The organism is Pseudomonas sp. FG6 (assembly GCF_057809015.1).
In genome coordinates this window covers 1-26,909 of sequence record NZ_JBMDJD010000042.1, presented here as the reverse complement: position 1 = coordinate 26,909, position 26,909 = coordinate 1, and the positions used below count along the sequence as shown (strand labels likewise).

The window sequence follows — 26,909 nt, the reverse complement described above, 5'->3', positions numbered from 1 at the left end:
GTATTGCGCTGTGTGAGGAAAGTCTGAATGAGCCATGTGCTGGAAGATCTGGTCGACCTGCTGACCCTGGAACCGATCGAAGAGAACCTGTTTCGCGGGCGCAGCCAGGACCTGGGGTTCCGCCAGCTGTTCGGCGGCCAGGTGCTCGGCCAGTCGCTGTCGGCGGCCAGCCAGACCGTGGAGCCGGCGCGCCATGTGCACTCGATGCACGGCTATTTCCTGCGCCCCGGTGACGCGGCGTTGCCGGTGGTCTACCAGGTGGACCGGGTACGCGACGGCGGCAGTTTCAGCACCCGGCGGGTGACGGCGATCCAGAAAGGGCATCCGATCTTTACCTGCAGTGCTTCCTTCCAGTACGACGAACAGGGATTCGAGCACCAGAGCACCATGCCGCAGGTGGTGGGGCCGGAGAACCTGCCTTCCGAACTCGAATTGACCCAGCAGCGTGCGCACCTGTTGCCCGAGCACATGCGCGAAAAACTGCTGTGCCCCAAGCCGATCGAGGTGCGCCCGGTCACCGAAAAAGACCCTTACAACCCGCAGCCGGCGGACCCGATCAAGTACGTGTGGTTCCGGGCCGACGGTGCCCTGGCGGACTCGCCGGCCTTGCACAAATACCTGCTGGCCTACGCGTCGGACTTCGGTCTGTTGACCACCTCGCTGCTGCCCCATGGCAAGTCGGTCTGGCATAAAGACATGCAGGTTGCCAGCCTCGATCACGCCTTGTGGTTCCACGCCGACCTGCGTGCCGACGACTGGTTGCTCTATGCCATGGACAGCCCATGGGCCGGAAATTCCCGTGGTTTTTCCCGTGGCAGCGTGTTCAACCGCGCCGGGCAACTGGTGGCTTCGGTGACCCAGGAAGGCCTGATCCGCCATCGCAAGGACTGGGCATGAGCCTGTCGGATGTTCGGCATTGGGTCTTCGACATGGACGGCACGCTGACCATTGCCGTGCACGATTTCGCGGCGATCCGCGTGGCCCTGGCGATTCCTCCCGAAGATGACATCCTGACCCACCTCGCCGCATTGCCGGCGCAGGAGGCGGCGGCCAAGCATGCCTGGCTGCTGGAACACGAGCGGGACCTGGCGCTGGGTTCCAGGCCCGCGCCCGGAGCGGTCGAGCTGGTGCGGGACCTGGCGGGGCGCGGCTATCGCCTGGGCATCCTGACCCGCAACGCCCGCGAATTGGCTCATGTGACTCTAGAAGCCATCGGCCTGGCGGACTGTTTTGCCGTGGAGGATGTGCTGGGCCGTGACGAAGCGCCGCCCAAGCCGCACCCCGGTGGCTTGTTGAAGCTGGCCGAGGCCTGGGCGGTCGCGCCGGAGACGATGGTGATGGTGGGTGACTACCGCTTCGACCTCGACTGCGGTCGCGCGGCGGGTGCGCGCACGGTGTTGGTGAACCTGCCGGACAACCCCTGGCCGGAGCTGACGGATTGGCATGCGCGGGATTGTTTCGAGTTGCGGCGAATGCTGTTGGCTTGAGGTTTTGTGTGGACTGGCTAATCGCTTTCCCGGCCACTGCAAGACTCACTGCCCAAACAAAGCCTTCAACCCCTGCGCCGAATTGAACATCCCCTCACCGCTATGCCCAACCCCAGGCACTTCGACCAGCCGCTGGTTCAACCCCGCAGGATGGCGCCGGGTCAGGTAGTCGAAAAAGAAATGCCCGCGCAGTAACCGATAGGGCCCCTGGGTCTGTGCCTCGCAACTTTTATCCAGCGCCGGATGCTCCGGGTCGATGTCCTGCTGCCCCAGCAGATAGACGATGTCGCGCTTGATGTAGGTTTCTTCCAATTGAGCCGGTGTCTGTCCGGCGGCATAGGCGGGCAGGTTTTGCAGGCCGTACTTCCACCGATCGAAGCCAGGGCAACTGCCCGGGGCGAAGGCCATGGGCCGTTGCCCGTCGAAATAGGCATAGGACGACGGGTTGGCGATGACAAAACGCGGGCTGATCCGGTATTGACCATGGGCGAGCAGGGCATAGCGCTGGACCACCTGGGCGCCGCCAGAGTGGCCGGCGATGACGATCTCCTTCACTTCGGGAAATTGCTGGCGATCACTGACCCGCGCCACGATGTCGTCCAGTACCTGGAACGAACTCACCGGGTTCGGCCCTGTGGATAAGCCGCCGGCCATCCAGTCGTTGCCCTGCCAGCGCAGGATGTCACTGGGCAACTGATGGCGAGCCACGTCCTGCTCATTGAGAAACTGCGGGGCGATGATCAGGGTCGTGCCCTGTTGTCCGGCGTGCCCGGCGGCGGTTTCGGCACTGCGCAGGTACGTGTCGGCGTTGCGCAACCGCCCATGGACGATGATCAGCACACGCTGGATGGAAGCAGGCGGCGGGCTCACGGCCACCGCCATGGCGCCGCCCCTGAGTTGCAGGCGTCCCTGGGCGATCTCTTTCACGCCCTGTTCGTCTGCCTGGACAACCAGGCAGCACAGCAACAGGCCAATCAACGCCCCCCGCTTCATCTACAGGTTTTTCGCCGCGAACGTGTCGCACTGGCTGACCTGGCCCTGGGTGAAGCCGGCCTTGAACCAGCGCACCCGCTGTGCGGAGGTGCCGTGGGTGAAGGAGTCCGGCACCACGCGCCCCTGGCCCTGTTGCTGCAAACGGTCGTCGCCGATGGCGTTGGCGGCGTTCAAGGCCTCTTCGATGTCGCCGGGTTCGAGCCAGTTCAGGCGTTTTTGCGCATGGTTGGCCCAGACGCCGGCCAGGCAATCGGCCTGCAGTTCCTGTCGAACCAGCAGGCCGCCGTCGCCTTCCATCTGGCGGCCTTGCTGGCGTGCCTGTTGGATCTTCGCCGACACACCGAGCAGCGTCTGCACATGGTGGCCGACTTCGTGGGCAATGACGTAGGCCTGGGCGAAGTCACCGGCGGCCGAGAAACGCTGGGACATCTCCTTGAAGAAACTCATGTCCAGGTAGACCTGCTGGTCCGCCGGGCAATAGAACGGCCCGGTCGCCGAAGAGGCCAGCCCGCAGGCCGAGTTGACCCGGCCGCTGAACAGCACCAGCTTCGGTTGCTGGTATTGGCGTCCGGCCTGCTGGAAGACCTGGCCCCAGGTGTCCTCGGTGTCGCCGAGGATCGAGCGCACGAATTCGGCCTGTTCGTCGTTGGCCGATGGCGCTTGGCGGGTTTGTGATGAGGTGGGCGCGGATGGGGCCATCTGCCCGGCCAGTTGGCCGAGGATCTGCATCGGGTCCTGGCCGGTGATCCAGCCGATGCCGACAATCAGGACAATGGCCGTCAGGCTCAATCCCTTGCCGCCGCCGAAGCGCATCCCGCCACCGCCCCCGTTGTCTCCGCGAGCGTCCACCACGTTGTCACTGCGGCGACCTTTTTTCCATAACATGGCGAAATCCTCTGATGGGCCTTGTGAAGAATGTGCCTGCCGTTGCCGTGAGTCTAGCGTTCACGCGCCTAAGGTGCGCGCCGCGCTTGAGCTGTCAGGCAACTGATACGGGTTTTGGTTCATGGGTGAACCGATCCTGCCGGGTTCGCGGATTTTCATTACACTTCGGCTGTAGAACTTATCCGGACTTCCCCAGGCCCAACACTGCACCGCACGCCAAAGCCCTTACCTCCAGCAACGCAGGTTTTCCTTATGACCGTCAGCACTCCGCTCTCCGGCGTCAATCAGGCTTTCAAGGGCATCGTGCTTATTCTGGTCGCAACGTTCCTGTTCTCCAGTCATGACGCGTTGTCCAAATACCTGTCGGGTTTTTACCCGATCATCATGGTGGTCTGGGCCCGTTATCTGGTGCACACCTTGCTGATGGCCGGTATTTTCCTGCCGCGTTCGGGGTTGCGAGTGCTGCGTACCAAGCGTCCGCTCTGGCAGCTGGCCCGGGCCTTGTGCCTGTTGGGCACCAGCCTGTTCTTCACCACCGCGCTGCTGTACATCCCATTGGCCGAGGCAACGGCGGTCAACTTCCTGGCCCCGGTGCTAGTGACGGCGTTGTCGGTGCCGTTGCTGGGCGAGCGGGTGACGCGCGGGCAATGGGTGGCGGTGATCTTTGGCTTTATCGGGGTGCTGATCATCGTCCACCCCGGCGGCGACCTGTTCACGCCGGCGGTGGTGTTGCCGTTCTGTTCGGCGTTGTTTTTCTGTTTCTACCAACTGCTCACGCGCAAGCTCAGCGAGATCGACAGCCCGACCACCAGCAACTTCTTCGCCGGTTTGTGCAATACGTTAGTGATGAGCGCCCTGGTGCCGTTCTTCTGGCAAGTGCCGAGCCTGATGCATGGCGCGATGATGCTGGCGTTGGGGACATGCGGGATGACGGCGCACCTGATGCTGACCCAGGCCTTCCGCTTTGCTGCCCCAGCGCTGCTGGCGCCGTTCGGTTACTGCCAGATCGTGTTTGCCGGGCTGTTGGGCTGGTTGTTGTTCAACCATACGCCGACGTTGACCACGGTGTTTGGCATCGTGCTGATTTGCCTGAGTGGGTTGGCGGCGGCGTGGCAACAGCGGCGGAGGTAATGCAGAACCTGAAGAGGGGAATGTGGGAGCAAGGCTTGCCCGCGATGCAGACGATGCGGTCCTAAGTGAACCGAGGCGCCTGTATCGCGGGCAAGCCTTGCTCCCACAATGGGGATGAATCCCAGACGGACTGGAATCAGTTTTCCAACGTCGGCACCTTGCGCGGTGCCATGAAGTACAGCCAGGTCAGGGCAATGAAATACATCGCCGGGATCAGGGTGAACAGCACGGTGTAGTTGTTGTTGGTCACTGTCAGGATGTGGCCCACCAACTGGGTCATGAACATGCCACCGATGGCCGCGCACATGCCGCCGAAACCGAACACCGTGCTCATCATGTGCTTGGGCGTGTAGTCCATCACCAGGCTCCAGATGTTGGCGGTCCAGGCCTGGTGCGCGCCGATGGCCAGGGAAATGGCAAACACCGCCATCCACAGGTTGCTGGCGCCGGCCGCCAGGATCACGCCGACGATGCAGCAGGCGAACAGCAGCATGGACACCAGCCGCGCCTTGATCGGATTGAGGCCGCGGCCGATCAGGAACGAAGACAGGATCCCGCCGCCCACGCTGCCGAAGTCGGCGGTGAGATAGATGATGATCAGCGGGATGCCCATTTGGCTCACGTTGATCCCCAGGCTGTATTGCTGGTTGAGGAACGGCGGCAGCCAATAGAGGTAGAACCAGAACACCGGCGCGGTGATCGAGTAGGCCAGGGCGAATGCCCAGGTGCCGCGCATGCGCAGGATGCGCGAGAACGGCACGCGGACCTGGTCCGGTTCGCCTTCGCCTTGGATGTAATCCAGTTCCGACTGTTTGACGCTGGGGTGGTCTTCCGGGTTGAAGTACTTCAGGCCCCAGAACAGCAACCAGATCCCGCCCAGCGCGGCCATGCACAGAAACGCCGCCTGCCAGCCCCATACATGCAGCACCAAGGGCAGCAGCATCGGGGTGAACATGGCGCCGACGTTGGTGCCGGCGTTGAAGATGCCGGTGGCCACGGCGCGTTCGCCGGCCGGGAACCACAGCCGGGTGGTCTTCACGCAAGCCGGGTAGTTGGCGGCTTCGGTCAGGCCGAGGATGAAGCGGCAGACCATGAAGCCCACCGCCGAAGTGGCCAGGCCATGGGCGCCGGTTGCCAGGCTCCAGAGCAGCACGGCACAGAAGAACACACGCTTGACGCCGATGCGGTCGATCAGTCGGCCTTGCAGCACGAAGCCGACGGCATAACCGACCTGGAACCAGAAGTTGATGTTGGCGTAGTCCATCGCCGTCCAGCTCATTTCCTTGGCGAGGATGGGCTGCATCACGCCCAGGGCGGCGCGGTCGATGTAGTTCAGGGTGGTGGCGAAAAACACCAGGGCGAGCATGACCCAACGGGTCTTGCCCACGGCCATGGCGCCGCGGATCTTGTCGCCGATACCGCCGGTCGAGGCACCCAGGCCAGCAGCAAGGCGGGAGCTTTGGGAAGAAATCATAAGTGTGTACCCGTTTTTGAAATTCTTATGGGTTGGTCTGGGGCTGTCCATCGGTGCCGGCGTTCAGGGCCGGCGTCGATGTGGGGCGATGGTGCGCAGTGGACAAAAAATCGTCAATTGAGCAACCGGCATTTTGTTCGATAATCGCCCAAAAAACTAACCGGATGGTACATATTGAATTGCCCAAAGGAAACGCCCCACCAATAATCGGCTCACTCTTTCAAAAGCGGCGCACGTTGTGCGGGAGCCGAAGTCATGCAGCGTTCCATTGCTACCGTATCCTTGAGCGGCACCCTGCCGGAAAAACTGGAAGCCATTGCCGCCGCCGGCTTCGACGGGGTGGAGATCTTCGAGAACGACCTTCTCTACTACGACGGCAGCCCTCGGGAAATCCGCCAGATGTGCGCCGACCTGGGCATCGCCATCACGCTGTTCCAGCCGTTTCGTGACTTCGAAGGCTGCCGCCGCGACCGCCTGGCTCGCAACCTGGAGCGGGCCGAGCGCAAGTTCGACCTGATGCAGGAGCTGGGCACCGACCTGGTGCTGGTGTGCAGCAACGCCTCGGCCGACAGCCTCGGCGATGAGCAGGTGCTGATCGATGACCTGCGCCTGCTGGCCGAACGGGCCGCTGCACGCGGTTTGCGCATCGGTTACGAAGCGCTGGCGTGGGGGCGGCACGTGAACACTTATCAACAGGTCTGGAACATCGTGCGCCAGGCCGATCACCCCAGCCTCGGCGTGTTGCTCGACAGCTTCCACACCTTGTCCCTCAAGGGTGACCCGAGCGCCATTGCGCAGATCCCTGGCGAGAAGATTTTCTTCGTGCAAATGGCCGATGCGCCGATCCTGGCGATGGATGTGCTGGAGTGGAGCCGGCATTTTCGCTGCTTCCCGGGCCAGGGCGAATTCGATCTGCCCGGCTTTCTGGCGCCGATCATCGAGAGCGGCTACACCGGGCCGCTGTCGTTGGAAATCTTCAACGACGGTTTTCGCGCCGCGCCGCCCAGGGCCAATGCCGCCGACGGCCTGCGCTCATTGCTGTACCTGGAGGAAAAGACCCGCCAGCGCCTGGCTGCCGAGTCGGCACCTGCGAAGACCACCGATATCCTCTTCGCCACGCCGCCGGCCAGCGAGTACGACGGCATCGAGTTCCTGGAGTTTGCCGTCGACGACAACCTTGGCGCCAAGCTGGGCCATTGGTTGGAGCGACTGGGGTTCGTCAAGGCAGGCCAGCATCGCTCCAAGAACGTGAGCCTGCTGCGCCAGGGCGACATCAACCTGATCCTCAACAGTGAGCCCTATTCCTTTGCCCACAGTTTTTTCGAAGCCCATGGGCCGTCGTTGTGCGCCACCGCTGTGCGGGTCAAGGACAGCGCCAGCGCCCTGAAACGGGCCGTGGCCTACAAGGGTCAACCTTATCGTGGCCTGGTGGGGCCCAACGAATTGGAGCTGGCGGCGGTGCGCGCACCGGACGGCAGCCTGATCTACCTGGTGGACCAGGAGGCCGATGTCTACGGCACCGATTTCCATCTGCAACCGGGGGCCGTCATCGGTGCCGGGCTCAAGCGCATCGACCATATGGCGATGGCGTTGCCGGCCGACAGCCTCGACAGCTGGGTGCTGTTCTACAAGAGCCTGCTGGATTTCGAGGCCGACGACGAAGTGGTGTTGCCCGACCCTTATGGCTTGGTCAAAAGCCGGGCGTTGCGCAGCCGTTGCAGCTCGATCCGATTGCCGCTGAACATTTCCGAGAACCGCAACACGGCCATCTCCCATGCGCTGTCGAGTTACCGCGGCTCCGGCGTGCATCACATCGCCTTCGACTGCGATGACATCTTCGCCCAGGTCAGTCGCGCCAAGGAGGCCGGGGTGCCGTTGCTGGACATTCCGCTCAACTATTACGACGACCTGGCGGCGCGTTTCGATTTCGACGATGAGTTCCTCAGCGAACTGGCGTATTTCAACGTGCTGTACGACCGGGATGCCCAAGGGGGCGAGCTGTTCCACGTCTACACCGAGCCATTCGAGGGGCGGTTCTTCTTTGAAATCATCCAGCGCAAGAAGGGCTATGCCGGGTACGGCGCCGCCAACGTCGCGGTGCGGTTGGCGGCCATGGCCAAATCCCGCAGTGGCGGTTTGCGGCACGCCAAGTTGTAGGTAAATCGTAACCGCGGCGGTAAAGGGCCGTCCCGTGGCTTTCTTCACTGCACGGTGCGGCCCATAATCGTCGGCTTGTGCAGTGAAGGCCGTGAGCCCGCAATGACTATGAATCCAGAGCCAGCGACAGCGCTTGACGCGGCTGTCGTCGCAACGCGCAAGGGACGCAAGAACAACCCGGAGAAAACCCGGGAGAACATTCTCCAGGAAGCCATCGTCGAATTCGTCCAGCAAGGTCTGGCCGGTGCCCGGGTCGATGCCATCGCCGAACGCATCCACACCTCCAAGCGCATGATCTATTACTACTTCGGCAGCAAGGAGCAGTTGTACGTCGAGGTCCTGGAAAAGCTCTACGGTGATATCCGCAACACCGAGAGCCGCCTGCACCTGGCCGAGCTGGCCCCCGTGGACGCCATCCGGCGCCTGGTGGAGTTCACCTTCGACCACCACGACCGCAACGTCGATTTCGTGCGCATCGTCTGCATCGAAAACATCCACAACGCCGAATACGTCAAGCAATCCGGCGCGATCAAGGCCATGACCAACACCATCCTCGATGCCCTGGGTGTCATTCTGCACCGCGGCGCCGAGGAGGGCGTGTTCCGTGCCGGCCTCGAACCGCTGGACGTGCACCTGTTGATCAACTCGTTCTGTTTCTATCGCGTGTCCAACCGCCAGACGTTCGGGGAGATCTTCCAGATCGACCTGTCGGACGAGGCGATCAAGCAGCGGCATCGGCAGATGATTTGTGAGTCGGTGTTGAGATATTTGCAGGCCTGATACCGAACCTGATGCAGGAGCCGGCTCCCACACAAGCCTGCTCCCACAGCAGCAGCCCTTAGTGATTCATGCTCTGGAAATGCGCCAGCATCCGCTGCGTGTCCGGGGCGACGCCGCTGAACAGTTCGAACGCCTTCACCGCCTGGAACACCGCCATGTTGCCGCCGTCCAGCGTGCGGCAGCCGAGGGCGCGGGCATTGCGCAACAGTTCGGTTTCCAGCGGGAAGTAGACGATTTCGGCGACCCACAATTCGCCGCGCAGCAGCTCGACCGGCACCGGTGTGCCCGGCAGTTTCGCCATGCCCATGGGCGTGGTGTTGACCAGGCCGTCCGCTTCGGCCATGGCGCTGGGCAGGTCATGCCCCACTCGGGCGCGGTTGGCGCCGAAGTGCTGGTTCAGGTTATGGGCCAAGGCTTCGGCCCGGCTCGCCTCGACGTCAAAAATGCTCAGTGTTTGCACACCTTCCGCCAACAGCGCGTGGGCAACCGCCGCGCCTGCACCGCCAGCCCCCATCTGGACCACGTGACGCCGTGGCGCATCACCCAGCCCGCGTCGAAAACCTTCGGCGAACCCCAGGCAGTCGGTGTTGTGGCCGATGCGCTTGCCTTCCTTGAGCACCACGGTATTGACCGCGCCAATGCCACGGGCCTCGGGCGACAGCTCGTCCAGCAGCGGGATGATTGCCTGTTTGCAAGGGAAGGTGATGTTCAGGCCGGTGAAGTCCATGCGCTCGGCCGCCTTCAGCAGATCGGGCAGGGCGCTGCTGTCGAGGTGCAACGCATCGAGGTCGATCAGTCGATAGAGGTAGCGCATGCCCTGGGCATCGCCTTCCTGTTCATGCAGCGCAGGTGTGCGCGACGCCTGGATGCCCGCACCGATCAGGCCGGCAAGCACGGTGATATTCGACATGCGCATCAACCCTTCAATCGCTGGCTGAAATGTTCCAGGGCCAGGCGATAGCCATGGCTGCCGAACCCGCACATCACGCCGATGGCGATGGATGAGACGAAGGAGTGGTGGCGGAAGGTTTCGCGGGCGTGGACGTTGGACAGATGGACTTCGATGACCGGGACTTCGCTGGCGACCAGGGCGTCGCGGATTGCCACGGAGGTGTGGGTCCAGGCCGCCGGGTTGATCACGATACCGGCACACCGGCCGCGGGCGCCGTGAATCCAGTCGAGTAATTCGCCTTCCTGGTTGGTCTGGCGAAACTCCACCGCCAGGCCGAGTTCTTCAGCCGTGCGGCCGCACAGCGCCGAAATGTCCGCCAGGGTTTCATGGCCGTAGGTCGCCGGCTCGCGAGTGCCGAGCAGATTCAGGTTCGGGCCGTTGAGCACCAGGATGATCGGAGGCATTGCGATTTTCTCCACTTTTTATTGTTGGCATGAAGCAGCTTTCTGCCGGTGGAGATAAATTGTACTAGATGGTTACTTTGGTCAAACGAAGCCGTGGGGCGCGGGCAATAAGTGTTCGATGATCGAACATTGCCTTGGATTTGGGGGGAAAGGATTATTTGTGGCGAGGGCACTTAGCTGTGGGAGCAAGGCTTGCCCGCGATTACAGGCGACGCGGTCTTTCAGAAATTGAGTCGCCTGCATCGCGGGCAAGCCATGCTCCCACATAGCTTCACCCTGTCCTGCCAGCGCTTAACGCCGGGTCAACAACACCCCGGATTCCATGTGATGGGTCCAGGGAAACTGGTCGAACAGCGCGCAGCGCGTGATGCGGTGGGTGTCGTGCAATTGCGCGATGTTGGCCGCGAGGGTTTCCGGGTTGCAGGAGATGTACAGGATGTTCTCGAAACGCCGGGTCAACTCGCAGGTGTCCGGGTCCATGCCGGCGCGAGGCGGGTCGACGAAGACGCTGCCGAACTCGTAGCTTTTCAGGTCGATGCCATGCAGACGACGGAATGGACGTACTTCGTTCAGGGCTTCGGTCAGCTCCTCCGCCGACAGGCGCACCAGCGTGACGTTATCCACAGCGTTTTCGCTGAGGTTGCTCAGCGCGGCGTTCACCGAGGTCTTGCTGATCTCAGTCGCCAGCACCTTGCGCACGCGGGTGGCCAGGGGCAGGGTGAAGTTGCCGTTGCCGCAGTACAGCTCCAAGAGATCGTCGCTGCGCTCGCCCAGCGCGTCATAAGCCCAGTTGAGCATCTTCTGGTTCACCGTGCCGTTGGGCTGGGTGAAGGCGCCTTCGGGCTGGCGATAGCTGAAGGTGCGGCCGCCCACTTCGAGTTTCTCCACCACGTAGTCGTGGCCGATCACCTCGCGCTTGCCCTTGGAACGACCGATGATGCTGACGCCCAGGTCGCTCGCCAGTTTCGAGGCGGCGGCGTGCCAGTGCTCGTCCAGCGGGCGGTGATAGCACAGGGTGATCATCGCATCGCCGGCCAGGGTGGTCAGGAACTCCACCTGGAACAACTTGTGGCTCAGGGGCGCGCTGGCCTGCCAGGCCGCCTTGAGTTGCGGCATCAACTGATTGATGCGCAGGCTGGCGATCGGGAATTGCTCGATGAGGATCGGCGTGCGCTTGTCCTCCTGGGAGAACATCGCGTAATGCCGCTCGCCGGCCTCGCGCCACAGGCGGAATTCGGCGCGCAAGCGGAAGTTTTGCAAGGGCGAGTCGAAGACGTCCGGCTGCGGTGCGTCGAACGGAGCCAGCAGGTCGCGCAAGCGGGTGACCTTGTCCTGGAGCTGGGTGGCGTAGGCCTGGGAATCGAAAGTCATGCGTTGTACCAACCCAACTTGATCACGAACAGGATCGACAGAATCACCAGCGCTGGGTTCAGCTCACGGCCACGACCGGACACCAGCTTGATGGCGGTCCAGGTGATGAAACCGAAGGCGATGCCGTTGGCGATGGAGTAAGTGAATGGCATCGCCAGGGCGGTGACCAGCACGGGGGCGGCGACGGTGATGTCGTCCCAGTCGATTTCCGCCAGGCCCGAGGTCATCAACACGGCCACGAACAGTAAGGCCGGTGCGGTGGCGAAGGGCGGCACGCTGGCGGCCAGCGGCGAGAAGAACAGTGCCAGCAGGAACAGGATGGCCACGACGATGGCGGTCAGGCCCGTGCGGCCGCCGGCGCTGACGCCCGCCGCCGATTCGATGTAGCTGGTGGTGGTGGAGGTGCCCAGCAGCGAACCGGCCATGGCGGCGGTGCTGTCGGCGATCAGCGCACGGCCCATCTTCGGCATGTGGCCGTCCTTGCCCATCAGCCCGGCGCGCTTGGCGACGCCGATCAGGGTGCCGGAGTTGTCGAACAGGTCGACGAACAGGAACGCGAAGATCACGCTCACCAGGCCGATGTCCAGGGCGCCCTTGATGTCCAGTTGCAGGAAGGTCGGGGCCAGGGACGGCGGCGTGGAGATGACGCCACCGAACGGCGAGAAGCCCATCAGGATCGAGACGATGGTCACCGCCAGGATGCCGATCAGCACCGCGCCGCGCACTTTCAACGCTTCAAGGGCGACGATCAGGACGAAGCCCAGGGTCGCGAGGATCGGTGCCGGTTTCTTCAGATCGCCGAGGCCGACCATGGTCGCCGAATTTCCTACCACGATCTCGGCGTTATGCAGGGCGATCAGCGCCAGGAACAGGCCAATGCCGGCGGCGATGGCCGAGCGCAACGGCAGCGGGATGCTGTTGATGATCCACTCGCGGATACGAAAGATCGACAAGATGAAGAACAGCACCGCGGACACGAACACCGCCCCCAGCGCGACTTGCCAGGTGTGGCCCATGTGCAGGACCACGGTGTAGGTGAAGAAGGCGTTGAGGCCCATGCCCGGCGCGAGGGCGATCGGATAGTTGGCGATCAGGCCCATGACCGTGGAGCCAATGGCCGCCGCCAGGCAGGTGGCGACGAACACCGCGCCCTTGTCCATGCCGGTTTCACCGAGAATGCTCGGGTTGACGAACAGGATGTAGGCCATGGCCAGGAAGGTCGTGATGCCCGCCAGGATCTCGGTCCGCACGTTGGTGTTGTGTGCCTTGAGTTGAAACAGCCTTTCCAGCATGTCTGCTCCCCGTGGCGCGCCCGGCGCCGTGAATGTATCGACCTCAAACAGCAAAGCACAGGCCGCCCGTGGCGCCTGGAATTTTCTGCGGGTCGGAAAAAGCCGCGCATGATACCAGCAGCGTAGCGATATGGCTGCGATCCTCGCCGATGTTTTGCCAACGTGACAACTGGGCCATACTGCGCGCGGTTCCGGGGAGATCGCTATGCATTGCATGAATAAGAAGTGGATGACGGCCGTGGGTTGTGTGTTGGGCCTGTGGGTGCCCGGGCAGGCGGCCAACGCCGCGTCGGCGCCACCGTTGAGCGAGGTCAAGGTGCTCAAGGTCGAGTCGCCGGCCTGTGGCTTCGAGGACATCGCGGCCGGGCAGACGCAGACCCGCTGCGATCACAGTGGCCCGAACATCAAGGTCTACGTGCTGGAAGTCGGCTATGGCCGCCAGCCCTACGTCACCCTGGACGGCTTTGAAGTCGACGGTACCCGTTCGCCGGTGTGTGCGTTCAGCAATGGCAATCTCAACGACTGCTCGGTGCGCACCAAAATCGTAGGCTATTTGTACATCTTCGACCTGAAGGGCAAGCAAGAGGGCACCTTCAGCTTCAGCAACCAGTCGATCAATGCCCCGGGCAACCGGATGTCGACCCAGCTGTACATCAAATAACCTGCGCGGTGGCAGGTCCTACACTACAGGCATCACCCAGCGGAGAGTCCCCATGATTCCTGGAACCAAGATCCCCCGTGCCCTGATCGCCGTCGCCCAGGGTGTCGACGACCTGCAGACCGTGACCCTGATCGATGTGCTGCGTCGGGCCCAGGTCGAAGTGGTGGTGGCGAGCATCGAGGGGCGGCGGATGGTCACCTGCGCCCGCGGCACGCGCTTGACCGCCGATGGCATGCTGGTGGACGTACTGGTGCAGACGTTCGACCTGATCGTCTTGCCCGGCGGCATCATCGGCGCGCAACATCTGGCGGCCCATCAGCCGCTGCAACAACTGATCAAGGATCACGCGGCCACCGGCCGCTTCTTTGCCGCCATTGCCGAAGGCCCGGCCCTGGTCCTGCAAGCGTGTGGCGTGCTGCGCCAACGCCGCATGACCTGCCTGCCGGCGGTCAGTCAGCAACTGTCGGGTTGCACCTTCGTCGACCAGCCGGTGGTGGTGGACGGCAACTGCATCACCGCCCAAGGCTCGGCCGCCGCCGTGGCGTTTGCCCTGACGCTGGTGGAGCAACTGTCTGGCAAGGGCGTGAGGAGTGTGGTGGCGGCTGAGTTGCTGGCCTGACACGTTTCAAAGTGGCACTTGTGGCGAGGGCGCTTGCTCCCGCTCGGCTGCGTAGCAGACGTTAGTGGTTCATACGGTGTTGCGCGATGGCAAGCGGATCAATGTCTGCCTGGCCCTGGCGGTTCGTGCATCCGGTCGCGTTGGGCCAGGGTCGGGAACAGTTTGATCCAGGCCCCGGTCACCAACAGTGTGCCGACACCGCCCATGACCACCGCCGGCACGGTGCCGAACCAGTGGGCGGTCAGGCCGGATTCGAACTCGCCCAACTGGTTCGAAGCGCCGATGAACAACCCGTTCACCGCGCTGACCCGTCCGCGCATTTCGTCCGGTGTTTCCAACTGCACGAAGGAGGCGCGGATCACCATGCTGATCATGTCTGCCGCGCCCAGCACCACCAGCACCGCCAGGGAAAACCAGAACGAGGTGGACAGGCCGAAGGCGATGGTGGCGACACCGAACACGCCCACAGCGGTGAACATCACCCGGCCGACCTTGCGCTCCACGGCAAATCGCGCCAGCCACAGCGACATCAGCAAGGCCCCCACCGCTGGAGCCGAGCGCAACAGGCCCAGGCCCCAGGGGCCGGTGAGCAGGATGTCCTTGGCGAACACCGGCAGCAGCGCCGTCGCGCCGCCCAGCAGAACGGCGAACAGGTCCAGGGAAATCGCCCCGAGAATGTCCGGACGGCTGCGGATAAAGCGAATCCCGGCCAGCAGCGAATCCAGGGTCGCCTTGCCTTTGTTCAACGGTGTCTGGCGGGCGGGCAGGTTGAGCATCAGGCTGCAGGCGATGAGGTAGAGCAGCACCGTTGGCCCATAGACCCAGACGCTGCCAAAGGCATAGAGCAAGCCGCCGAGTGCCGGGGCGACGATGGTGGCCGATTGCTGGGCCGACTGCGCGGCAGCCACGGCACGGGGGAACAGCGCGGTCGGCACGATGCTCGGCAGCAGCGCCTGGGTGGTCGGCATTTCGAAGGAGCGGGCGGCGCCCAGCACGAAAGCGAGGATGAAGATCATCTCCCGCGTGACCTGGTCGGTGACGCTGCCGATCGCCAGCGCCAGGGCAATCATTGCCTGCAATGATTGGCAGATGGCTGCGACCTTGCGGCGGTCATAGCGGTCGGCCACGTGCCCGGTGTGCAGCATGAACAGCACGCGCGGAGCGAACTCCACCAGCCCGACGAGCCCCAGGTCCAATACGTTGCCGGTCAGTTGGTAGAGGTTCCAGCCAATGGCCACGGTGAGCATCTGGAAACCACTGGCGGTAAAGATCCGGGCCAGCCAGAAGGCGATGAAGGGACGGTGGTGACGAAGCAGCAGCGGTGCTTGGCTGGGCATCTATGACGGGTCCGGTGGTGAAGGCATCGAGATTATCACCGAGCGGTCAATGGAAGTTGCCGTGGCTGGAAAAATAGTTAGCCAAACATCTAATCCCACCGTCGCTCACCCGTGGCGAGGGAGCTTGCTCCCGCTGGATCGCATAGCGGCCCCAAGATTTTGCGGTCGCTGCGCAACCGAGCGGGAGCAAGCTCCCTCGCCATGGGTGAGCGGCGCGAAAAACAGTGGTTCGACCATGAGTCCACCCTGAGACAACCTGCCACGCGGCAAAAGACCACGCCGTTCATCGGGCGAAATACGACTACTCTTTGACCATTGCTTGACCCAGGTCAATTTCCTTCGGGGCGTTGTGCTGGCGGCCTTCGGGCCAGAGTCCTGCGTCGTGACGGTTTTAAAAAGAACGATTTGAAAAGCATCGCACTCCATATTTCCTGTGGGTCGCGATGCAAGCCCCACCCGCAGCCGGTTTTACCTGACAGAGGAAGACTTATGTTCGGTTTGGAGGCGCTCGATCTCGCCCGAATCCAGTTCGCGTTCACCATCTCGTTCCACATCCTGTTCCCCGCCATCACCATTGGCCTGGCGAGTTACCTGGCGGTGCTCGAAGGCCTGTGGCTCAAGACCCGTGACGATACCTACCGCGACCTGTACCACTTCTGGTCGAAGATCTTTGCCGTCAACTTCGGCATGGGGGTGGTGTCCGGCCTGGTCATGGCCTATCAGTTCGGCACCAACTGGAGCCGTTTCTCGGACTTCGCCGGTGCGATCACCGGGCCGTTGCTGACCTACGAGGTGCTCACGGCGTTCTTCCTCGAAGCGGGTTTCCTGGGGGTGATGCTGTTCGGCTGGAATCGCGTCGGCCGGGGCCTGCACTTCTTCTCCACGGTCATGGTGGCGATCGGCACGCTGATCTCGACCTTCTGGATCCTCTCCTCCAACAGCTGGATGCAGACCCCGCAGGGCTACGAAATCGTCGACGGCCGGGTGATCCCGATGGATTGGCTGGCGGTGGTGTTCAACCCTTCGTTTCCTTATCGCCTGCTGCACATGTCCACGGCGGCGTTCGTTGCCACGGCATTCTTCGTCGGCTCGTCGGCCGCCTGGCATTTGCTGCGCGGGCGCGACAACCCGGCCATTCGCCGCATGTTGTCGATGGCCATGTGGATGGCCTTGGTCGTGGCGCCGATCCAAGCGGTCATCGGCGACTTCCATGGCCTGAACACCCTTGAGCATCAACCGGCGAAAATCGCCGCCATCGAAGGCCACTGGGAAAACGTCGGCAATGAACCGACCCCGTTGATCCTGTTCGGACTGCCGGACATGCAAGCAGAGAAGACCCGCTTCGCCGTGGAAATTCCCTACCTGGGCAGCCTGATCCTGACCCATAGCCTGGACAAGCAGGTGCCGGCCCTCAAGGAGTTCCCGCCGCAAGACCGGCCGAACTCGACCATCGTGTTCTGGTCGTTCCGGGTCATGGTCGGCCTGGGCCTGCTGATGATCTTCACCGGCCTGTGCAGCTTGTGGCTGCGGCGCAACGACCGGCTCTACCAGTCCCGACCGTTCTTGCACATGGTGTTGTGGATGGGCCCGTCCGGGCTGATCGCGATCCTGGCCGGCTGGTTCACCACCGAGATCGGCCGCCAACCCTGGGTGGTCTATGGCCTGATGCGCACGGCCGATGCGTCGTCCGGCCACAGCTTCGCGCAGATGAGCATCACCCTGGTGCTGTTCGTGGTGGTGTATTTCGCGCTGTTCGGGGCCGGCCTGAGCTACATGATGCGCCTGGTGCGCAAGGGCCCGCAGGCCCACGAGGCCGAGCCGACCGATGGCGGCCCGGGCCAGAAACGCACCCCGGCCCGTCCGTTGTCGGCGGCCAACGCCGACGACGAAGCGGACCACAACGACCGCTCGAACAAGGGGAATTGAGTCATGGGTATCGATCTTGCGCTGATCTGGGCCGTGGTCATCATCTTCGGCATCATGATGTACGTGGTCATGGACGGCTTCGACCTGGGCATCGGCATTCTCTTTCCGTTCATCAAGGGCGAGCGTGACCGCGACGTGATGATGAACACCGTCGCGCCGGTCTGGGACGGTAACGAAACCTGGCTGGTGCTGGGCGGTGCGGGTTTGTTCGGGGCATTCCCGCTGGCCTACTCGGTGGTGCTGTCGGCGTTGTACCTGCCCCTGATCCTGATGCTGATCGGCCTGATTTTCCGCGGCGTCGCCTTTGAGTTCCGCTTCAAGGCCAAGGCGGAAAAACGGCACATCTGGGACAAGGCGTTCATCGGCGGATCGCTGACGGCCACGTTCTTCCAGGGCGTGGCGCTCGGCGCGTTCATCGATGGCTTCGAGGTGGTCAATCGCCAGTTTGCCGGTGGTTCGCTGGACTGGTTCACGCCGTTCACGGTGTTCTGTGGCTTGGCGTTGATCGTCGCTTATGCGTTGCTTGGCTGCACCTGGTTGATCATGAAAACCGAAGGCAAGCTGCAAGAGCAGATGCATGACCTGGCCCGGCCCCTGGCATTCGTGGTGCTGGCCGTGATCGGTGTCGTCAGTATCTGGACGCCGCTGGCCCACGCCGACATCGCCGCGCGCTGGTTCACCCTGCCGAACCTGTTCTGGTTCCTGCCGGTGCCGATCCTGGTGCTGGTGACGCTGTACGGCTTGCTCCGTGCGGTGGCCCGCAACGCCCACTACACCCCGTTCATCCTGACACTGGTGTTGATCTTCCTGGGCTACAGCGGCCTGGGCATCAGCCTGTGGCCGAACATCGTGCCGCCGTCCATCTCGATCTGGGACGCTTCGTCACCGCCGCAGAGCCAGGGCTTCATGCTGGTGGGCACGCTGTTCATCATCCCGTTGATCCTGGTGTACACCTTCTGGAGCTACTACGTGTTCCGCGGCAAGGTGACCCACGATGACGGCTACCATTGATCGACCTGCGGGGCGCTCGACATGACCAAACCTGATTTGAAAGAAATCGAGGCTGCCGAGAGGAAACCGCTCTGGCAGCGGCTCGGCTGGTTGTTGGCGATCTGGACCGGCAGCGTGCTGGCGCTGTTTGTCGTTGCCAGCCTGATGCGGATGTTCATGAGTGCGGCGGGGCTGACCACTCACTGATTGCCAAGCTTGGACGGGCTAAAAACCCTTGTGGGAGCGGGGGATTTATTTCCGGGCCTTGAGGATCACGAACTTAGGTGTCGCGGCCACTTGCTCGACCCCTCGGAACAGCCGCGCCAGTTTGCTGTGATAACCCAGATGGCGGTTGCCGACGATGTACAGCGCACCGCCGACCACCAAGGCCTCGCGAGCCTGCTGGAACATGCGCCAGGCGAGGAAATCGCCTACCACCTGCTGCTGGTGGAAGGGTGGATTGCACAGCACCACATCCAGTGACTGGGCTGGCTGCCCGGCGAGACCATCGGCGGCGCGCAAGGTCACGTCGCGCTCGCCCAATGCGGCTCGCCAGTTCTCGGCAGCCGATTGCACGGCCATGTACGACTCATCCACCAGGGTGTAGTGGGCCTCGGGATTGTGCAGGGCGCTGGCGATGGCCAACACGCCGTTGCCGCATCCCAGGTCCGCGACGCGAGCCGTCCCGAGGTTCTTCGGCAAGTGCGGCAGGAACGCACGGGTGCCGATGTCCAAGCCTTCGCGGCAAAAGACATTGGCGTGGTTGAGCAGTTCGATCTTGGGCTCATCCAGCCAATAGCGGGTAGGGTAGGGCGACACGGCTGGCGCCTTGGCTTCGGGCGTGGCAATCAACAGGCGTGCCTTTTTCACCGCCAGGGAGGCTTGCACGGGACCGATGTAGCGCTCCAGCAGATCGCCCGCGGCCCGCGGCAAGTGCTTGATCATCGCCGCGGCAATCACTTGGGCGCCTGGGGCCAGTCGACCTTGCAGGCGGATCAGTTGTTCCTCCAGCAGGGCCAGGGTTTTCGGTACCTTGATCAGGACGCGGTCGAAAGGCCCACTCCACGGTTCGCTGGCCGGCACAGTCGGCACGGCGTCGAAAGGCAAGTCGTTGCGCACCAGGTTTTTCCCCAGTGCCTGCAAGGCCAGGAACGAGTCGCCGCTGCTGGTGACACAGGCCTTGCCGGCCAGGCTGGCCGCGAGGGCGCCGAAGCTGTCGTTGAGCACCAGGACCCGGGTCGAAGCGGCGGGGTGTTGCTCGGCCAGGTGCGCAAGCAGGTATTCATCGGCCGCGTCGAAGGCTTGCAGCGGTTCGTTCTGCTGTTCGGGTTGGCGGATCAGGTCGAGTTGGGCGAAGGGGCTGTCGAGCAAGGGCATGGCTGGGACTCTGCAAATCAACGAATGTCCCGCTGCCCTGGGGCAGGTATCTGAGCGGGACCGCCTGAATGAACTGCGTCGCGCGCCAGGCGCGTCATCATTCAAGTGGAGCCGTAAATGGTACGTTTTTTTGCTGGACTTTACTCGCTGGTTTTTTGGTTCGGCAGTGCAGGCCTGCTGTTCAGATCACATGGATGTGGGCTGCCTTGGCGACGGCTGAAATCTTGTTGCTGACATTGAGTTTTCGCATGCAGCTGCACACATGGAAATTCACGGTGCGTTCGGAAAGGCAAAGGATCCTGCCCACCTCGGACGCTGTCTTGCCTTCGGCGGACCACCTCAACACTTCGATCTCCCGAGGGGATAGATGGTATTTGTGTCCGATGGCGACGTCGTCGGACAGCTTCTCGCTCGCCAGGGCATGCAGCGCCTGACTGGCAAAAATGGCGTAGCCGAGATTGCCATAATGCTCCTCGATATCGATGGGGCCGTGCGTTCGCGCCAGGCTGAACAGGCTGCAATAGACTCCTGGCACACCATGTACGGCTTGGGTCCAGCCATACTTGAGGCCCTGGCGGTTAAGTTCGCGCCATAACTTTGGGGCTTGGGCGAAAACGTTTTCATCCCAAAGGATGGGAAGAGGCGATTGATTGCAATGTGCTACCACTGGGTCGTTTGAAGCATGGCCATTCTGTTCATAAAACCTGTTCCACCCATAGGGATAGTTGTTCAGATTCACCTTGTTGGTGTGCTTGTCGGGAGTGCCGAGGTAGGCTGCGAATGCGCAATATTCAAATCCTTGATTGTTAAAGAAATTCAGCACTAGACGATAGGCAGTCTGTAAGTCTTTTTCACGAGCTAACTTCCTCAGCTGCAAGTCCTTCCACTTGTCCATCGCTCTCTCCTGGGTTGATACATCCTTGTGGGATCCAATCCATGATGGAGTTTTTAGTGTAGGACTATTCCTAACATGTAGTTGAATTTTTTATTTATCCTTACAGTATGTCCGTGAATGTTTAGTTGTTTATTTTACAAAACACTATGGTTGTATAAGTTTTGCCAAAAACAAGGCGGACCCCAGCGACAAGCTATGCCTAAATGCCACTACTGTTTGTCAGTGGTTATGCGTGCCACTTTGCGGGACACTATGGTCTCGCCTCATTGGAGTGGCTCATGACTGTCAGCGAAGAGAAATTCACCCGCCAGACCCTGCTCGACGTCCAGCCAGTGACGCCTCATCTGTTTACGTTGCGCACCACCCGAGACCGTGGCTTTCGTTTCCGCGCGGGGCAATTCGCCCGGCTGGGGGTGACCAAGGCGGACGGCACGACGGTCTGGCGAGCCTATTCCATGGTGTCTTCGCCGTTTGACGAATTTCTCGAATTCTTTTCCATTGTCGTCCCCCAGGGAGAGTTCACCAGCGAACTGAGCCGTTTGCGGCCAGGTGACGACTTGCTGGTGGAGCGCCTGGCGTTTGGCTACCTGACGCTCGATCGCTTCGTGGGTGGGCGGGATTTGTGGCTGCTGTCCACCGGGACGGGCGTGGCGCCATTTCTCTCGATCCTGCAGGACTTTGAAGTCTGGGAGAAATTCGAGCGAATCATCCTCGTGTACAGCGTGCGCGAGGCCCGGGAGTTGGCGTATCAGGAACTGATCGAGGGACTGCCCCAGCGCGATTACCTGGCGGAGTTCGCGCACAAGTTCCGTTTCATTGCGACCGTCACCCGCGAACAGCAGCCGGAGGCGCTCAACGGGCGGATCACCACGTTGATCGAGAATGGCGAGCTGGAGCGTGCGGCCGGTGTCGAGCTGACGCCCGAGCATTCTCGCGTCATGTTGTGCGGCAATCCGCAAATGATCGATGACACGCGCCAGTTGCTCAAGGCCAAAGGGCTGCAATTGAGCCTGAGCCGTCGGCCAGGCCAAGTGGCGGTGGAAACCTATTGGTAAAAAGAGGGCGTCCCGAGGACACCCTTTTTCATTTCGTCAGGAGCGTTCGTTCTGGGCCTTCAGCAGGTCGCGAATTTCGCTCAGCAGCAGCTCTTCGTTGGTCGGCACAGGGGGCGCGCTCGGGGCTACGGCCTCTTCGCGCTTGAGGCGGTTGATGACCTTGACGCCCATGAAGATGGCGAATGCGACGACGATGAAGTCGATGGTGCTCTGGATGAATTTGCCGTAGGCCAATACCACCGCAGGCGCATCGCCTTGGGCGGCCTTGAGCGTAATGGCCAGGTTGCTGAAATCCACCCCGCCGATCAGCAGGCCAATCGGAGGCATGACCACATCGCCGACGAAGGACGAAACGATCTTGCCGAACGCGGCGCCGATGATAATCCCGACGGCCATGTCGACGACATTGCCTTTGACCGCGAAGGCCTTGAACTCGCTAAGCACGCCCATGAGTTATTCCCTGTGATAGTTGGAAGATGAATGTCAGTGTAAGTCAGTCCAGCGAGTCCTGCTCAAAACACCGGCCTGCAAGCTTCAGTTATCGACCGGGTCCCTGAGGGAAAGTTTACAAAATGCCATCAATCGCGCGTGATACGCGGTTTTCGGTCGGGCCCCTACAAGGTTTTCTCTATCAACGCGGTACGGCATTTCTATTTAGGTTTTGCTTTTTCGAGCACTAGCCTCTGGATGGCGCACATGGATGCGCTCTATAACATCAGAGGAACACCTTTATGAACACTTCCCTTGGCCACGGGACTTACTCCCATCGCCGCGCTCTTGTTGTGCTGACTGCCAGCCTGTTGTCCTTGTCTGTCAACGCGGCGACCCTGACCCGGGATAACGGAGCGGCTGTCGGCGATAACCAGAACTCGCAGACGGCAGGCCCCAACGGCCCGACCTTGTTGCAGGACGTGCAGTTGATCCAGAAGCTCCAGCGTTTTGATCGCGAACGCATTCCCGAGCGTGTGGTGCACGCCCGCGGCACCGGCGCCCACGGCACCTTCACGGTGTCCAACGACCTCAGCGACCTGACCAAGGCCAAGGTCTTTGCCGCAGGCCAGGTCACCCCGGTATTCGTGCGTTTTTCCGCCGTGGTGCACGGCAATCATTCGCCGGAAACCCTGCGCGACCCCCGTGGTTTCGCCACCAAGTTCTACACCGCCGACGGCAACTGGGACTTGGTAGGGAACAACTTCCCGACGTTCTTCATTCGCGATGCCATCAAGTTTCCAGACATGGTCCATGCGTTCAAACCCGACCCGCGAACCAACCTGGACGATGATTCCCGCCGTTTCGATTTCTTCTCTCATGTTCCCGAGTCGACTCGCACCCTGACCGAGTTGTATTCCAACTCCGGCACGCCCGCCAGTTATCGTGAGATGGACGGTAATGGCGTGCATGCCTACAAGTTGGTGAATGCCAAGGGTGAAGTTCATTACGTGAAATTTCACTGGAAAAGTTTGCAGGGGCTGAAAAACCTCGATCCGAAAGAAGTGGTGAAAGTTCAGGGGCAAGATTACAGCCATATGACCAATGACTTGGTCAGTCACATCAATAAGGGCGACTTCCCCAAGTGGGACTTGTATGTCCAGGTGCTCAATCCCCAGGACCTGGCCAAGTTCGACTTCGATCCCTTGGACGCGACCAAGATCTGGCCGGGCGTGCCTGAGCGCAAAGTCGGGCAAATGGTCTTGAACCGCAATCCGGCCAATGTCTTCCAGGAAACCGAACAGGTGGCGATGGCGCCGGCCAACCTGGTTCCTGGCATCGAGCCTTCCGAGGATCGCCTACTCCAGGGACGGGTGTTTTCCTACGCCGATACGCAAATGTACCGGATAGGGGCCAATGCCCTGCAACTGCCGATCAACGCCCCCAAAGTAGCGGTGAACAACGGTAACCAGGACGGCGCGATGAACCCGGGCGCCAGCAGCACCGGCGTGAATTATCAGCCGAGCCGCCTGACACCTCGCGAGGAGTTGCAAGCGGCGCGCTACAGCCAGACCGCGCTGACCGGCAGCACCCAGCAAGCGAAGATCCAGCGCGAGCAGAATTTCAAGCAGGCCGGTGATTTGTATCGTTCGTTCAGCAAGAAGGAGCGCGATGACCTGATCGAGAACTTCGGTGGGTCGTTGGCGACTACTGATGACGAGAGCAAGCACATCATCCTGTCGTTCCTCTACAAGGCCGACCCGGAATACGGCACTGGCGTGGCCCGTGTCGCCAAGGGTGACCTGGCCCGGGTGAAGGCGCTGGCGGCAAAACTGAGCGACTGATCCGCAGCCAGGCAGGTGCATGACCTGTGGGGGCAAGCCTTGCTCCCACAATCATGCTCCCGCAGCCTTGAGTCATGAGGAGACGTCATGATGCGTAGATTCCTTTTATCGATACTCGCGGCCTGGTCGATGAGCGTGCTGGCCGACCAGCCAGTGCCCAGCGATCCGGCGGCGGCACGGCAACAGTTGCAAGACTATTACTTCGACGCGGCCCGCCGGGGCGACGTACCGATGCTCGATACCTTTATCGACGCCGGTTATTCGCTGGATATCCGCGATGAGAAGGGCTACACGGCGCTGATCCTGGCGGCCTATCACGGCCACGGCCCGGCGGTGGAACGGTTGCTGGCCGCCGGTGCCGATGCCTGTGCCCAGGACAAGCGCGGTAACACGGCGCTGATGGGCGCGATTTTCAAGGGCGAGGTGCAGATCGCGCGGCGTTTGCTGTCCACCGATTGCAGCCCGGACCAGCGCAACGGCGCCGGACAAACCGCCGCGATGTACGCCGGCCTGTTCAAGCGTGATGAGTTGCTCGATGCCTTGAAGGCCAAAGGCGCCGACCTGGACGCGCAGGATCCGTTGGGCAATACCGCAGCGGATCTGGCGAAGGGTGAAATCAGAATGCCGGCCCCGCAGTGAACCTTGGCTGGGCTATCATCGCGGTTTTTACCCGGAGTTCAGATGGCCAAGGCAAAGCGCATGTACGGCTGCACCGAGTGCGGCTCGACCTTTCCCAAATGGGCCGGCCAGTGCAGTGAATGCGGGGCCTGGAACAGCCTGACCGAAACCCTGGTGGAAAGCGGTGGCGCAGCCGCGCCCACTGGGCGCACGGGCTGGGCCGGCCAGCAGGCGCAGATCAAGACCCTGGCCGAAGTCAGCGTGGAAGAAATCCCGCGTTTTTCCACCGCCTCCGGTGAGCTGGACCGTGTATTGGGCGGCGGCTTGGTGGACGGTTCGGTGGTGTTGATCGGCGGCGACCCCGGTATCGGCAAATCCACCATTCTGTTGCAAACCTTGTGCAACATCGCCAACCGGATGCCTGCGCTGTACGTCACTGGCGAAGAGTCCCAGCAGCAGGTCGCCATGCGGGCGCGGCGCTTGGGGTTGCCCCAGGACCAGTTGCGGGTCATGACCGAGACCTGCATCGAAACCATCATCGCCACGGCGCGCCAGGAAAAACCCAAGGTGATGGTGATCGACTCGATCCAGACGATTTTCACCGAGCAGTTGCAGTCGGCGCCCGGCGGCGTGTCCCAGGTGCGCGAGAGTGCGGCGTTGCTGGTGCGTTATGCCAAGCAGAGCGGCACGGCGATTTTCCTGGTGGGCCATGTCACCAAGGAAGGTGCCCTGGCGGGGCCGCGCGTGCTGGAGCACATGGTCGACACCGTGTTGTATTTCGAAGGGGAATCCGATGGTCGCCTGCGTTTATTGCGGGCGGTGAAAAACCGTTTTGGCGCCGTCAACGAATTGGGCGTGTTCGGCATGACCGATCGGGGTCTGAAAGAAGTCTCGAACCCGTCGGCGATCTTTCTGACACGGGCCCAGGAAGAAGTACCGGGCAGTGTGGTCATGGCGACGTGGGAAGGCACCCGGCCGATGCTGGTGGAGGTGCAGGCGCTGGTGGACGACAGCCACCTGGCAAACCCACGCCGGGTCACCCTGGGCCTGGACCAGAACCGCTTGGCGATGCTGCTGGCGGTCCTGCATCGACACGGCGGTATTCCTACTCACGACCAGGATGTTTTCCTCAACGTCGTGGGCGGGGTCAAGGTGTTGGAAACCGCGTCCGACCTGGCGTTGATGGCGGCGGTGATGTCCAGCCTGCGCAATCGGCCGCTGCCCCATGACTTGCTGGTGTTCGGCGAGGTGGGGCTGTCAGGCGAGGTCCGGCCGGTGCCCAGTGGCCAGGAACGGCTCAAGGAGGCGGCCAAGCACGGTTTCAAACGCGCCATCGTGCCCAAGGGCAACGCGCCGAAGGAAGCGCCACAAGGGTTGCAGATCATTGCCGTGACGCGCCTGGAGCAGGCGCTGGATTCGTTGTTCGAGTAACACCGGTGCAAGGGACTTAGGTGGCAGCAAGCTTGTGTGGGAGCAAAGCTTGCTCGCGACGCAGGCGACTCGATTTTTTGAAGGGCCGCAGCGCCGCCATCGCGGGCAAGCCTTGCTCCCACAGAGAACCTGTTGCCATGAGGGATCGACGGCGTATCTAAATCTGGATCAACGCCGCCAACTCCCGCTCCAGCTCATCGTGATCGGCCAGGTTCAGTTCCACCAGCCGGCGCAGGTGGGCGATGGAGTCCAGGTCGATGTGTTCGCAGACGAAACCCAGATGGCCCTGGTCATTGTGGGCGAGCCGAACCTCCATCTTCACCTCGACGTCCTTGCCCAGGTGGATGTCGGCTTCGAAGGGCTCTTCGGGATCGCCGAGCCAGGGCTCGGGTTTTTCGATCAGCAGGCCTTTGAGGGACAGGTCCAGCAGCTTCACCGGCCAGATATATTGGCCCTGGCGCAGTTCGGTCCTGGCATGGAATTCGATTCGTACGAAGCGGCGGCGATCGTTCATCATGCATTTCCTCTGGAGATTCACTGACTATAGACCCAGATGGCGCACTATCGTCACCGTTGGCCGGTGACAGACGAATGTCGGGTGTGGCCTTTGCGTTCGTTAGCGCTAAACTCCGGTGGCTGTCTTTCTTGTCCACCCTGGCTGGAATATAAAAATGAACAACAATAATAGCCTGCTGCGCCATATACCCTGGCTTCTGCTGGCCGTCGCGGGAGCGTGCGCACTGGGCGTCGTGGCCTTGCGCCGCGGCGAAGCCATCAATGCCCTCTGGATCGTCGTCGCCG

26 protein-coding genes and 1 pseudogene are annotated in these 26,909 nt (G+C 62.0%); 15 read left to right on the top strand and 12 right to left on the bottom strand.

Annotated elements, in window-relative coordinates; genetic code table 11:
• Positions 1-27 precede the first annotated feature (27 nt).
• Positions 28-897, top strand: a complete 870-nt coding sequence (tesB, locus tag ACODSJ_RS21760) for an acyl-CoA thioesterase II (protein ID WP_489103701.1) — start codon at positions 28-30, stop codon at positions 895-897.
• The gene (locus ACODSJ_RS21755) at positions 894-1,487 is read left to right on the top strand and encodes an HAD family hydrolase (RefSeq protein WP_489103700.1); all 594 of its coding nucleotides are present in this window, start codon (positions 894-896) and stop codon (positions 1,485-1,487) included. Before tesB ends, ACODSJ_RS21755 begins: the two co-directional genes overlap by 4 nt.
• Positions 1,488-1,532: 45 nt before the next feature.
• Here ACODSJ_RS21755 and ACODSJ_RS21750 read toward each other — a convergent pair whose 3' ends face one another.
• Together ACODSJ_RS21750 and ypfJ are read right to left on the bottom strand one after the other, a co-directional pair.
• Positions 1,533-2,480: an alpha/beta fold hydrolase gene (locus ACODSJ_RS21750; RefSeq protein ID WP_489103699.1), complete on the bottom strand. Its 948-nt coding sequence runs from the start codon at positions 2,478-2,480 to the stop codon at positions 1,533-1,535.
• Entirely contained in the window at positions 2,481-3,365 is an 885-nt protein-coding gene (gene ypfJ, locus ACODSJ_RS21745; RefSeq protein ID WP_489103698.1) for a KPN_02809 family neutral zinc metallopeptidase, read from the bottom strand.
• Between the two features lie 252 nt (positions 3,366-3,617).
• Here ypfJ and ACODSJ_RS21740 point away from each other — a divergent pair, with 252 nt between their 5' ends.
• Complete coding sequence (locus ACODSJ_RS21740) at positions 3,618-4,496, top strand: DMT family transporter (protein WP_489103697.1); 879 nt, start codon at positions 3,618-3,620, stop codon at positions 4,494-4,496.
• A 136-nt stretch (positions 4,497-4,632) separates the two neighbouring features.
• Here the strand turns inward: ACODSJ_RS21740 and ACODSJ_RS21735 are convergent, their stop codons facing one another.
• Positions 4,633-5,970 carry an MFS transporter gene (locus ACODSJ_RS21735; RefSeq protein WP_489103696.1) on the bottom strand — a complete coding sequence of 446 codons (1,338 nt, stop codon included), beginning with the start codon at positions 5,968-5,970 and terminating at the stop codon, positions 4,633-4,635.
• A gap of 255 nt (positions 5,971-6,225) precedes the next feature.
• On the opposite strand from ACODSJ_RS21735, the gene quiC reads away from it, so the two are divergent.
• Both quiC and ACODSJ_RS21725 read left to right on the top strand, forming a co-directional pair.
• Complete coding sequence (quiC, locus tag ACODSJ_RS21730) at positions 6,226-8,127, top strand: 3-dehydroshikimate dehydratase QuiC (RefSeq protein ID WP_489103695.1); 1,902 nt, start codon at positions 6,226-6,228, stop codon at positions 8,125-8,127.
• Positions 8,128-8,229: 102 nt separating this feature from the next.
• Positions 8,230-8,907, top strand: coding sequence for a TetR/AcrR family transcriptional regulator (locus ACODSJ_RS21725; protein ID WP_489103694.1), 678 nt, complete (start codon positions 8,230-8,232; stop codon positions 8,905-8,907).
• A 58-nt stretch (positions 8,908-8,965) separates the two neighbouring features.
• On the opposite strand, the gene ACODSJ_RS21720 is transcribed toward ACODSJ_RS21725, so the two are convergent.
• From ACODSJ_RS21720 to ACODSJ_RS21705, 4 genes are all read right to left on the bottom strand, one after another.
• Positions 8,966-9,817, bottom strand: a complete 852-nt coding sequence (locus ACODSJ_RS21720; protein WP_489103693.1) for a shikimate dehydrogenase — start codon at positions 9,815-9,817, stop codon at positions 8,966-8,968.
• A 5-nt stretch (positions 9,818-9,822) separates the two neighbouring features.
• The gene (gene aroQ, locus ACODSJ_RS21715) at positions 9,823-10,263 is read right to left on the bottom strand and encodes a type II 3-dehydroquinate dehydratase (protein WP_489103692.1); all 441 of its coding nucleotides are present in this window, start codon (positions 10,261-10,263) and stop codon (positions 9,823-9,825) included.
• 291 nt (positions 10,264-10,554) lie between these two features.
• Positions 10,555-11,634 (bottom strand): tRNA (uridine(54)-C5)-methyltransferase TrmA, encoded by a 1,080-nt coding sequence (trmA, locus tag ACODSJ_RS21710; RefSeq protein WP_489103691.1) that lies wholly within the window; start codon positions 11,632-11,634, stop codon positions 10,555-10,557.
• A complete protein-coding gene (locus ACODSJ_RS21705) occupies positions 11,631-12,926 on the bottom strand; it encodes an NCS2 family permease (RefSeq protein WP_489103690.1) in 1,296 nt (431 codons plus the stop codon). The genes trmA and ACODSJ_RS21705 overlap by 4 nt, the downstream gene beginning before the upstream one ends.
• A 214-nt stretch (positions 12,927-13,140) precedes the next feature.
• Between ACODSJ_RS21705 and ACODSJ_RS21700 the strand changes: the two genes are divergently transcribed.
• Positions 13,141-13,587, top strand: coding sequence for a DUF4879 domain-containing protein (locus ACODSJ_RS21700; RefSeq protein ID WP_489103713.1), 447 nt, complete (start codon positions 13,141-13,143; stop codon positions 13,585-13,587).
• Positions 13,588-13,639: 52 nt separating this feature from the next.
• Positions 13,640-14,206 (top strand): DJ-1 family glyoxalase III, encoded by a 567-nt coding sequence (locus tag ACODSJ_RS21695; protein WP_489103689.1) that lies wholly within the window; start codon positions 13,640-13,642, stop codon positions 14,204-14,206.
• A 98-nt stretch (positions 14,207-14,304) separates the two neighbouring features.
• Here the strand turns inward: ACODSJ_RS21695 and ACODSJ_RS21690 are convergent, their stop codons facing one another.
• Positions 14,305-15,543: an MFS transporter gene (locus ACODSJ_RS21690; protein WP_489103688.1), complete on the bottom strand. Its 1,239-nt coding sequence runs from the start codon at positions 15,541-15,543 to the stop codon at positions 14,305-14,307.
• Positions 15,544-16,032: 489 nt separating this feature from the next.
• On the opposite strand from ACODSJ_RS21690, the gene ACODSJ_RS21685 reads away from it, so the two are divergent.
• The 3 genes from ACODSJ_RS21685 to ACODSJ_RS21675 are packed head-to-tail and all read left to right on the top strand — an operon-like array spanning position 16,033 to position 18,666.
• Complete coding sequence (locus tag ACODSJ_RS21685; RefSeq protein WP_489103687.1) at positions 16,033-17,469, top strand: cytochrome ubiquinol oxidase subunit I; 1,437 nt, start codon at positions 16,033-16,035, stop codon at positions 17,467-17,469.
• A 3-nt stretch (positions 17,470-17,472) separates the two neighbouring features.
• On the top strand, positions 17,473-18,480 hold the full coding sequence (cydB, locus tag ACODSJ_RS21680) for a cytochrome d ubiquinol oxidase subunit II (RefSeq protein ID WP_489103686.1): 1,008 nt from the start codon (positions 17,473-17,475) through the stop codon (positions 18,478-18,480).
• A 21-nt stretch (positions 18,481-18,501) separates the two neighbouring features.
• Complete coding sequence (locus tag ACODSJ_RS21675; protein ID WP_489103685.1) at positions 18,502-18,666, top strand: DUF2474 domain-containing protein; 165 nt, start codon at positions 18,502-18,504, stop codon at positions 18,664-18,666.
• Positions 18,667-18,711: 45 nt separating this feature from the next.
• On the opposite strand, the gene ACODSJ_RS21670 is transcribed toward ACODSJ_RS21675, so the two are convergent.
• On the bottom strand, positions 18,712-19,836 hold the full coding sequence (locus tag ACODSJ_RS21670; RefSeq protein ID WP_489103684.1) for a methyltransferase: 1,125 nt from the start codon (positions 19,834-19,836) through the stop codon (positions 18,712-18,714).
• A 181-nt stretch (positions 19,837-20,017) separates the two neighbouring features.
• Positions 20,018-20,731 carry an autoinducer binding domain-containing protein gene (locus ACODSJ_RS21665; protein ID WP_489103683.1) on the bottom strand — a complete coding sequence of 238 codons (714 nt, stop codon included), beginning with the start codon at positions 20,729-20,731 and terminating at the stop codon, positions 20,018-20,020.
• Positions 20,732-21,009: 278 nt separating this feature from the next.
• Between ACODSJ_RS21665 and ACODSJ_RS21660 the strand changes: the two genes are divergently transcribed.
• Positions 21,010-21,786 carry a ferredoxin--NADP reductase gene (locus ACODSJ_RS21660; protein ID WP_489103682.1) on the top strand — a complete coding sequence of 259 codons (777 nt, stop codon included), beginning with the start codon at positions 21,010-21,012 and terminating at the stop codon, positions 21,784-21,786.
• Between the two features lie 36 nt (positions 21,787-21,822).
• Here the strand turns inward: ACODSJ_RS21660 and mscL are convergent, their stop codons facing one another.
• Positions 21,823-22,236 carry a large-conductance mechanosensitive channel protein MscL gene (gene mscL, locus ACODSJ_RS21655; protein ID WP_489103681.1) on the bottom strand — a complete coding sequence of 138 codons (414 nt, stop codon included), beginning with the start codon at positions 22,234-22,236 and terminating at the stop codon, positions 21,823-21,825.
• Between the two features lie 281 nt (positions 22,237-22,517).
• Here mscL and ACODSJ_RS21650 point away from each other — a divergent pair, with 281 nt between their 5' ends.
• The 3 genes from ACODSJ_RS21650 to radA all read left to right on the top strand — a co-directional run bounded on the left by ACODSJ_RS21650 (position 22,518) and on the right by radA (position 26,108).
• Positions 22,518-24,059: a catalase gene (locus ACODSJ_RS21650; RefSeq protein ID WP_489103680.1), complete on the top strand. Its 1,542-nt coding sequence runs from the start codon at positions 22,518-22,520 to the stop codon at positions 24,057-24,059.
• Between the two features lie 90 nt (positions 24,060-24,149).
• Complete coding sequence (locus ACODSJ_RS21645) at positions 24,150-24,698, top strand: ankyrin repeat domain-containing protein (protein WP_489103712.1); 549 nt, start codon at positions 24,150-24,152, stop codon at positions 24,696-24,698.
• Positions 24,699-24,740: 42 nt separating this feature from the next.
• A complete protein-coding gene (gene radA / locus ACODSJ_RS21640) occupies positions 24,741-26,108 on the top strand; it encodes a DNA repair protein RadA (protein ID WP_489103679.1) in 1,368 nt (455 codons plus the stop codon).
• Between the two features lie 157 nt (positions 26,109-26,265).
• Here radA and ACODSJ_RS21635 read toward each other — a convergent pair whose 3' ends face one another.
• Positions 26,266-26,622 (bottom strand): PilZ domain-containing protein, encoded by a 357-nt coding sequence (locus tag ACODSJ_RS21635; protein ID WP_489103678.1) that lies wholly within the window; start codon positions 26,620-26,622, stop codon positions 26,266-26,268.
• 157 nt (positions 26,623-26,779) lie between these two features.
• Between ACODSJ_RS21635 and ACODSJ_RS21630 the strand changes: the two are divergent.
• Positions 26,780-26,909, top strand: a pseudogene (locus ACODSJ_RS21630) (carbon starvation CstA family protein); the annotation flags it as partial.

What these genes read in the sequence shown, in the direction of transcription:
- ACODSJ_RS21750 (WP_489103699.1), bottom strand. Translation starts at nt 2,480, where the DNA reads ATGAAGCGGGGGGCGTTGATTGGCCTGTTGCTGTGCTGCCTGGTTGTC.
- ACODSJ_RS21705 (WP_489103690.1), bottom strand. Translation starts at nt 12,926, where the DNA reads ATGCTGGAAAGGCTGTTTCAACTCAAGGCACACAACACCAACGTGCGG.
- ACODSJ_RS21665 (WP_489103683.1), bottom strand. Translation starts at nt 20,731, where the DNA reads ATGGACAAGTGGAAGGACTTGCAGCTGAGGAAGTTAGCTCGTGAAAAA.
- ACODSJ_RS21725 (WP_489103694.1), top strand. Translation starts at nt 8,230, where the DNA reads ATGACTATGAATCCAGAGCCAGCGACAGCGCTTGACGCGGCTGTCGTC.
- ypfJ (WP_489103698.1), bottom strand. Translation starts at nt 3,365, where the DNA reads ATGTTATGGAAAAAAGGTCGCCGCAGTGACAACGTGGTGGACGCTCGC.
- cydB (WP_489103686.1), top strand. Translation starts at nt 17,473, where the DNA reads ATGGGTATCGATCTTGCGCTGATCTGGGCCGTGGTCATCATCTTCGGC.
- ACODSJ_RS21675 (WP_489103685.1), top strand. Translation starts at nt 18,502, where the DNA reads ATGACCAAACCTGATTTGAAAGAAATCGAGGCTGCCGAGAGGAAACCG.
- mscL (WP_489103681.1), bottom strand. Translation starts at nt 22,236, where the DNA reads ATGGGCGTGCTTAGCGAGTTCAAGGCCTTCGCGGTCAAAGGCAATGTC.
- trmA (WP_489103691.1), bottom strand. Translation starts at nt 11,634, where the DNA reads ATGACTTTCGATTCCCAGGCCTACGCCACCCAGCTCCAGGACAAGGTC.
- ACODSJ_RS21700 (WP_489103713.1), top strand. Translation starts at nt 13,141, where the DNA reads ATGAATAAGAAGTGGATGACGGCCGTGGGTTGTGTGTTGGGCCTGTGG.
- ACODSJ_RS21735 (WP_489103696.1), bottom strand. Translation starts at nt 5,970, where the DNA reads ATGATTTCTTCCCAAAGCTCCCGCCTTGCTGCTGGCCTGGGTGCCTCG.
- ACODSJ_RS21740 (WP_489103697.1), top strand. Translation starts at nt 3,618, where the DNA reads ATGACCGTCAGCACTCCGCTCTCCGGCGTCAATCAGGCTTTCAAGGGC.
- quiC (WP_489103695.1), top strand. Translation starts at nt 6,226, where the DNA reads ATGCAGCGTTCCATTGCTACCGTATCCTTGAGCGGCACCCTGCCGGAA.
- ACODSJ_RS21720 (WP_489103693.1), bottom strand. Translation starts at nt 9,817, where the DNA reads ATGTCGAATATCACCGTGCTTGCCGGCCTGATCGGTGCGGGCATCCAG.
- ACODSJ_RS21690 (WP_489103688.1), bottom strand. Translation starts at nt 15,543, where the DNA reads ATGCCCAGCCAAGCACCGCTGCTGCTTCGTCACCACCGTCCCTTCATC.
- ACODSJ_RS21755 (WP_489103700.1), top strand. Translation starts at nt 894, where the DNA reads ATGAGCCTGTCGGATGTTCGGCATTGGGTCTTCGACATGGACGGCACG.
- ACODSJ_RS21670 (WP_489103684.1), bottom strand. Translation starts at nt 19,836, where the DNA reads ATGCCCTTGCTCGACAGCCCCTTCGCCCAACTCGACCTGATCCGCCAA.
- ACODSJ_RS21650 (WP_489103680.1), top strand. Translation starts at nt 22,518, where the DNA reads ATGAACACTTCCCTTGGCCACGGGACTTACTCCCATCGCCGCGCTCTT.
- tesB (WP_489103701.1), top strand. Translation starts at nt 28, where the DNA reads ATGAGCCATGTGCTGGAAGATCTGGTCGACCTGCTGACCCTGGAACCG.
- aroQ (WP_489103692.1), bottom strand. Translation starts at nt 10,263, where the DNA reads ATGCCTCCGATCATCCTGGTGCTCAACGGCCCGAACCTGAATCTGCTC.
- radA (WP_489103679.1), top strand. Translation starts at nt 24,741, where the DNA reads ATGGCCAAGGCAAAGCGCATGTACGGCTGCACCGAGTGCGGCTCGACC.
- ACODSJ_RS21660 (WP_489103682.1), top strand. Translation starts at nt 21,010, where the DNA reads ATGACTGTCAGCGAAGAGAAATTCACCCGCCAGACCCTGCTCGACGTC.
- ACODSJ_RS21685 (WP_489103687.1), top strand. Translation starts at nt 16,033, where the DNA reads ATGTTCGGTTTGGAGGCGCTCGATCTCGCCCGAATCCAGTTCGCGTTC.
- ACODSJ_RS21635 (WP_489103678.1), bottom strand. Translation starts at nt 26,622, where the DNA reads ATGAACGATCGCCGCCGCTTCGTACGAATCGAATTCCATGCCAGGACC.
- ACODSJ_RS21645 (WP_489103712.1), top strand. Translation starts at nt 24,150, where the DNA reads ATGCGTAGATTCCTTTTATCGATACTCGCGGCCTGGTCGATGAGCGTG.
- ACODSJ_RS21695 (WP_489103689.1), top strand. Translation starts at nt 13,640, where the DNA reads ATGATTCCTGGAACCAAGATCCCCCGTGCCCTGATCGCCGTCGCCCAG.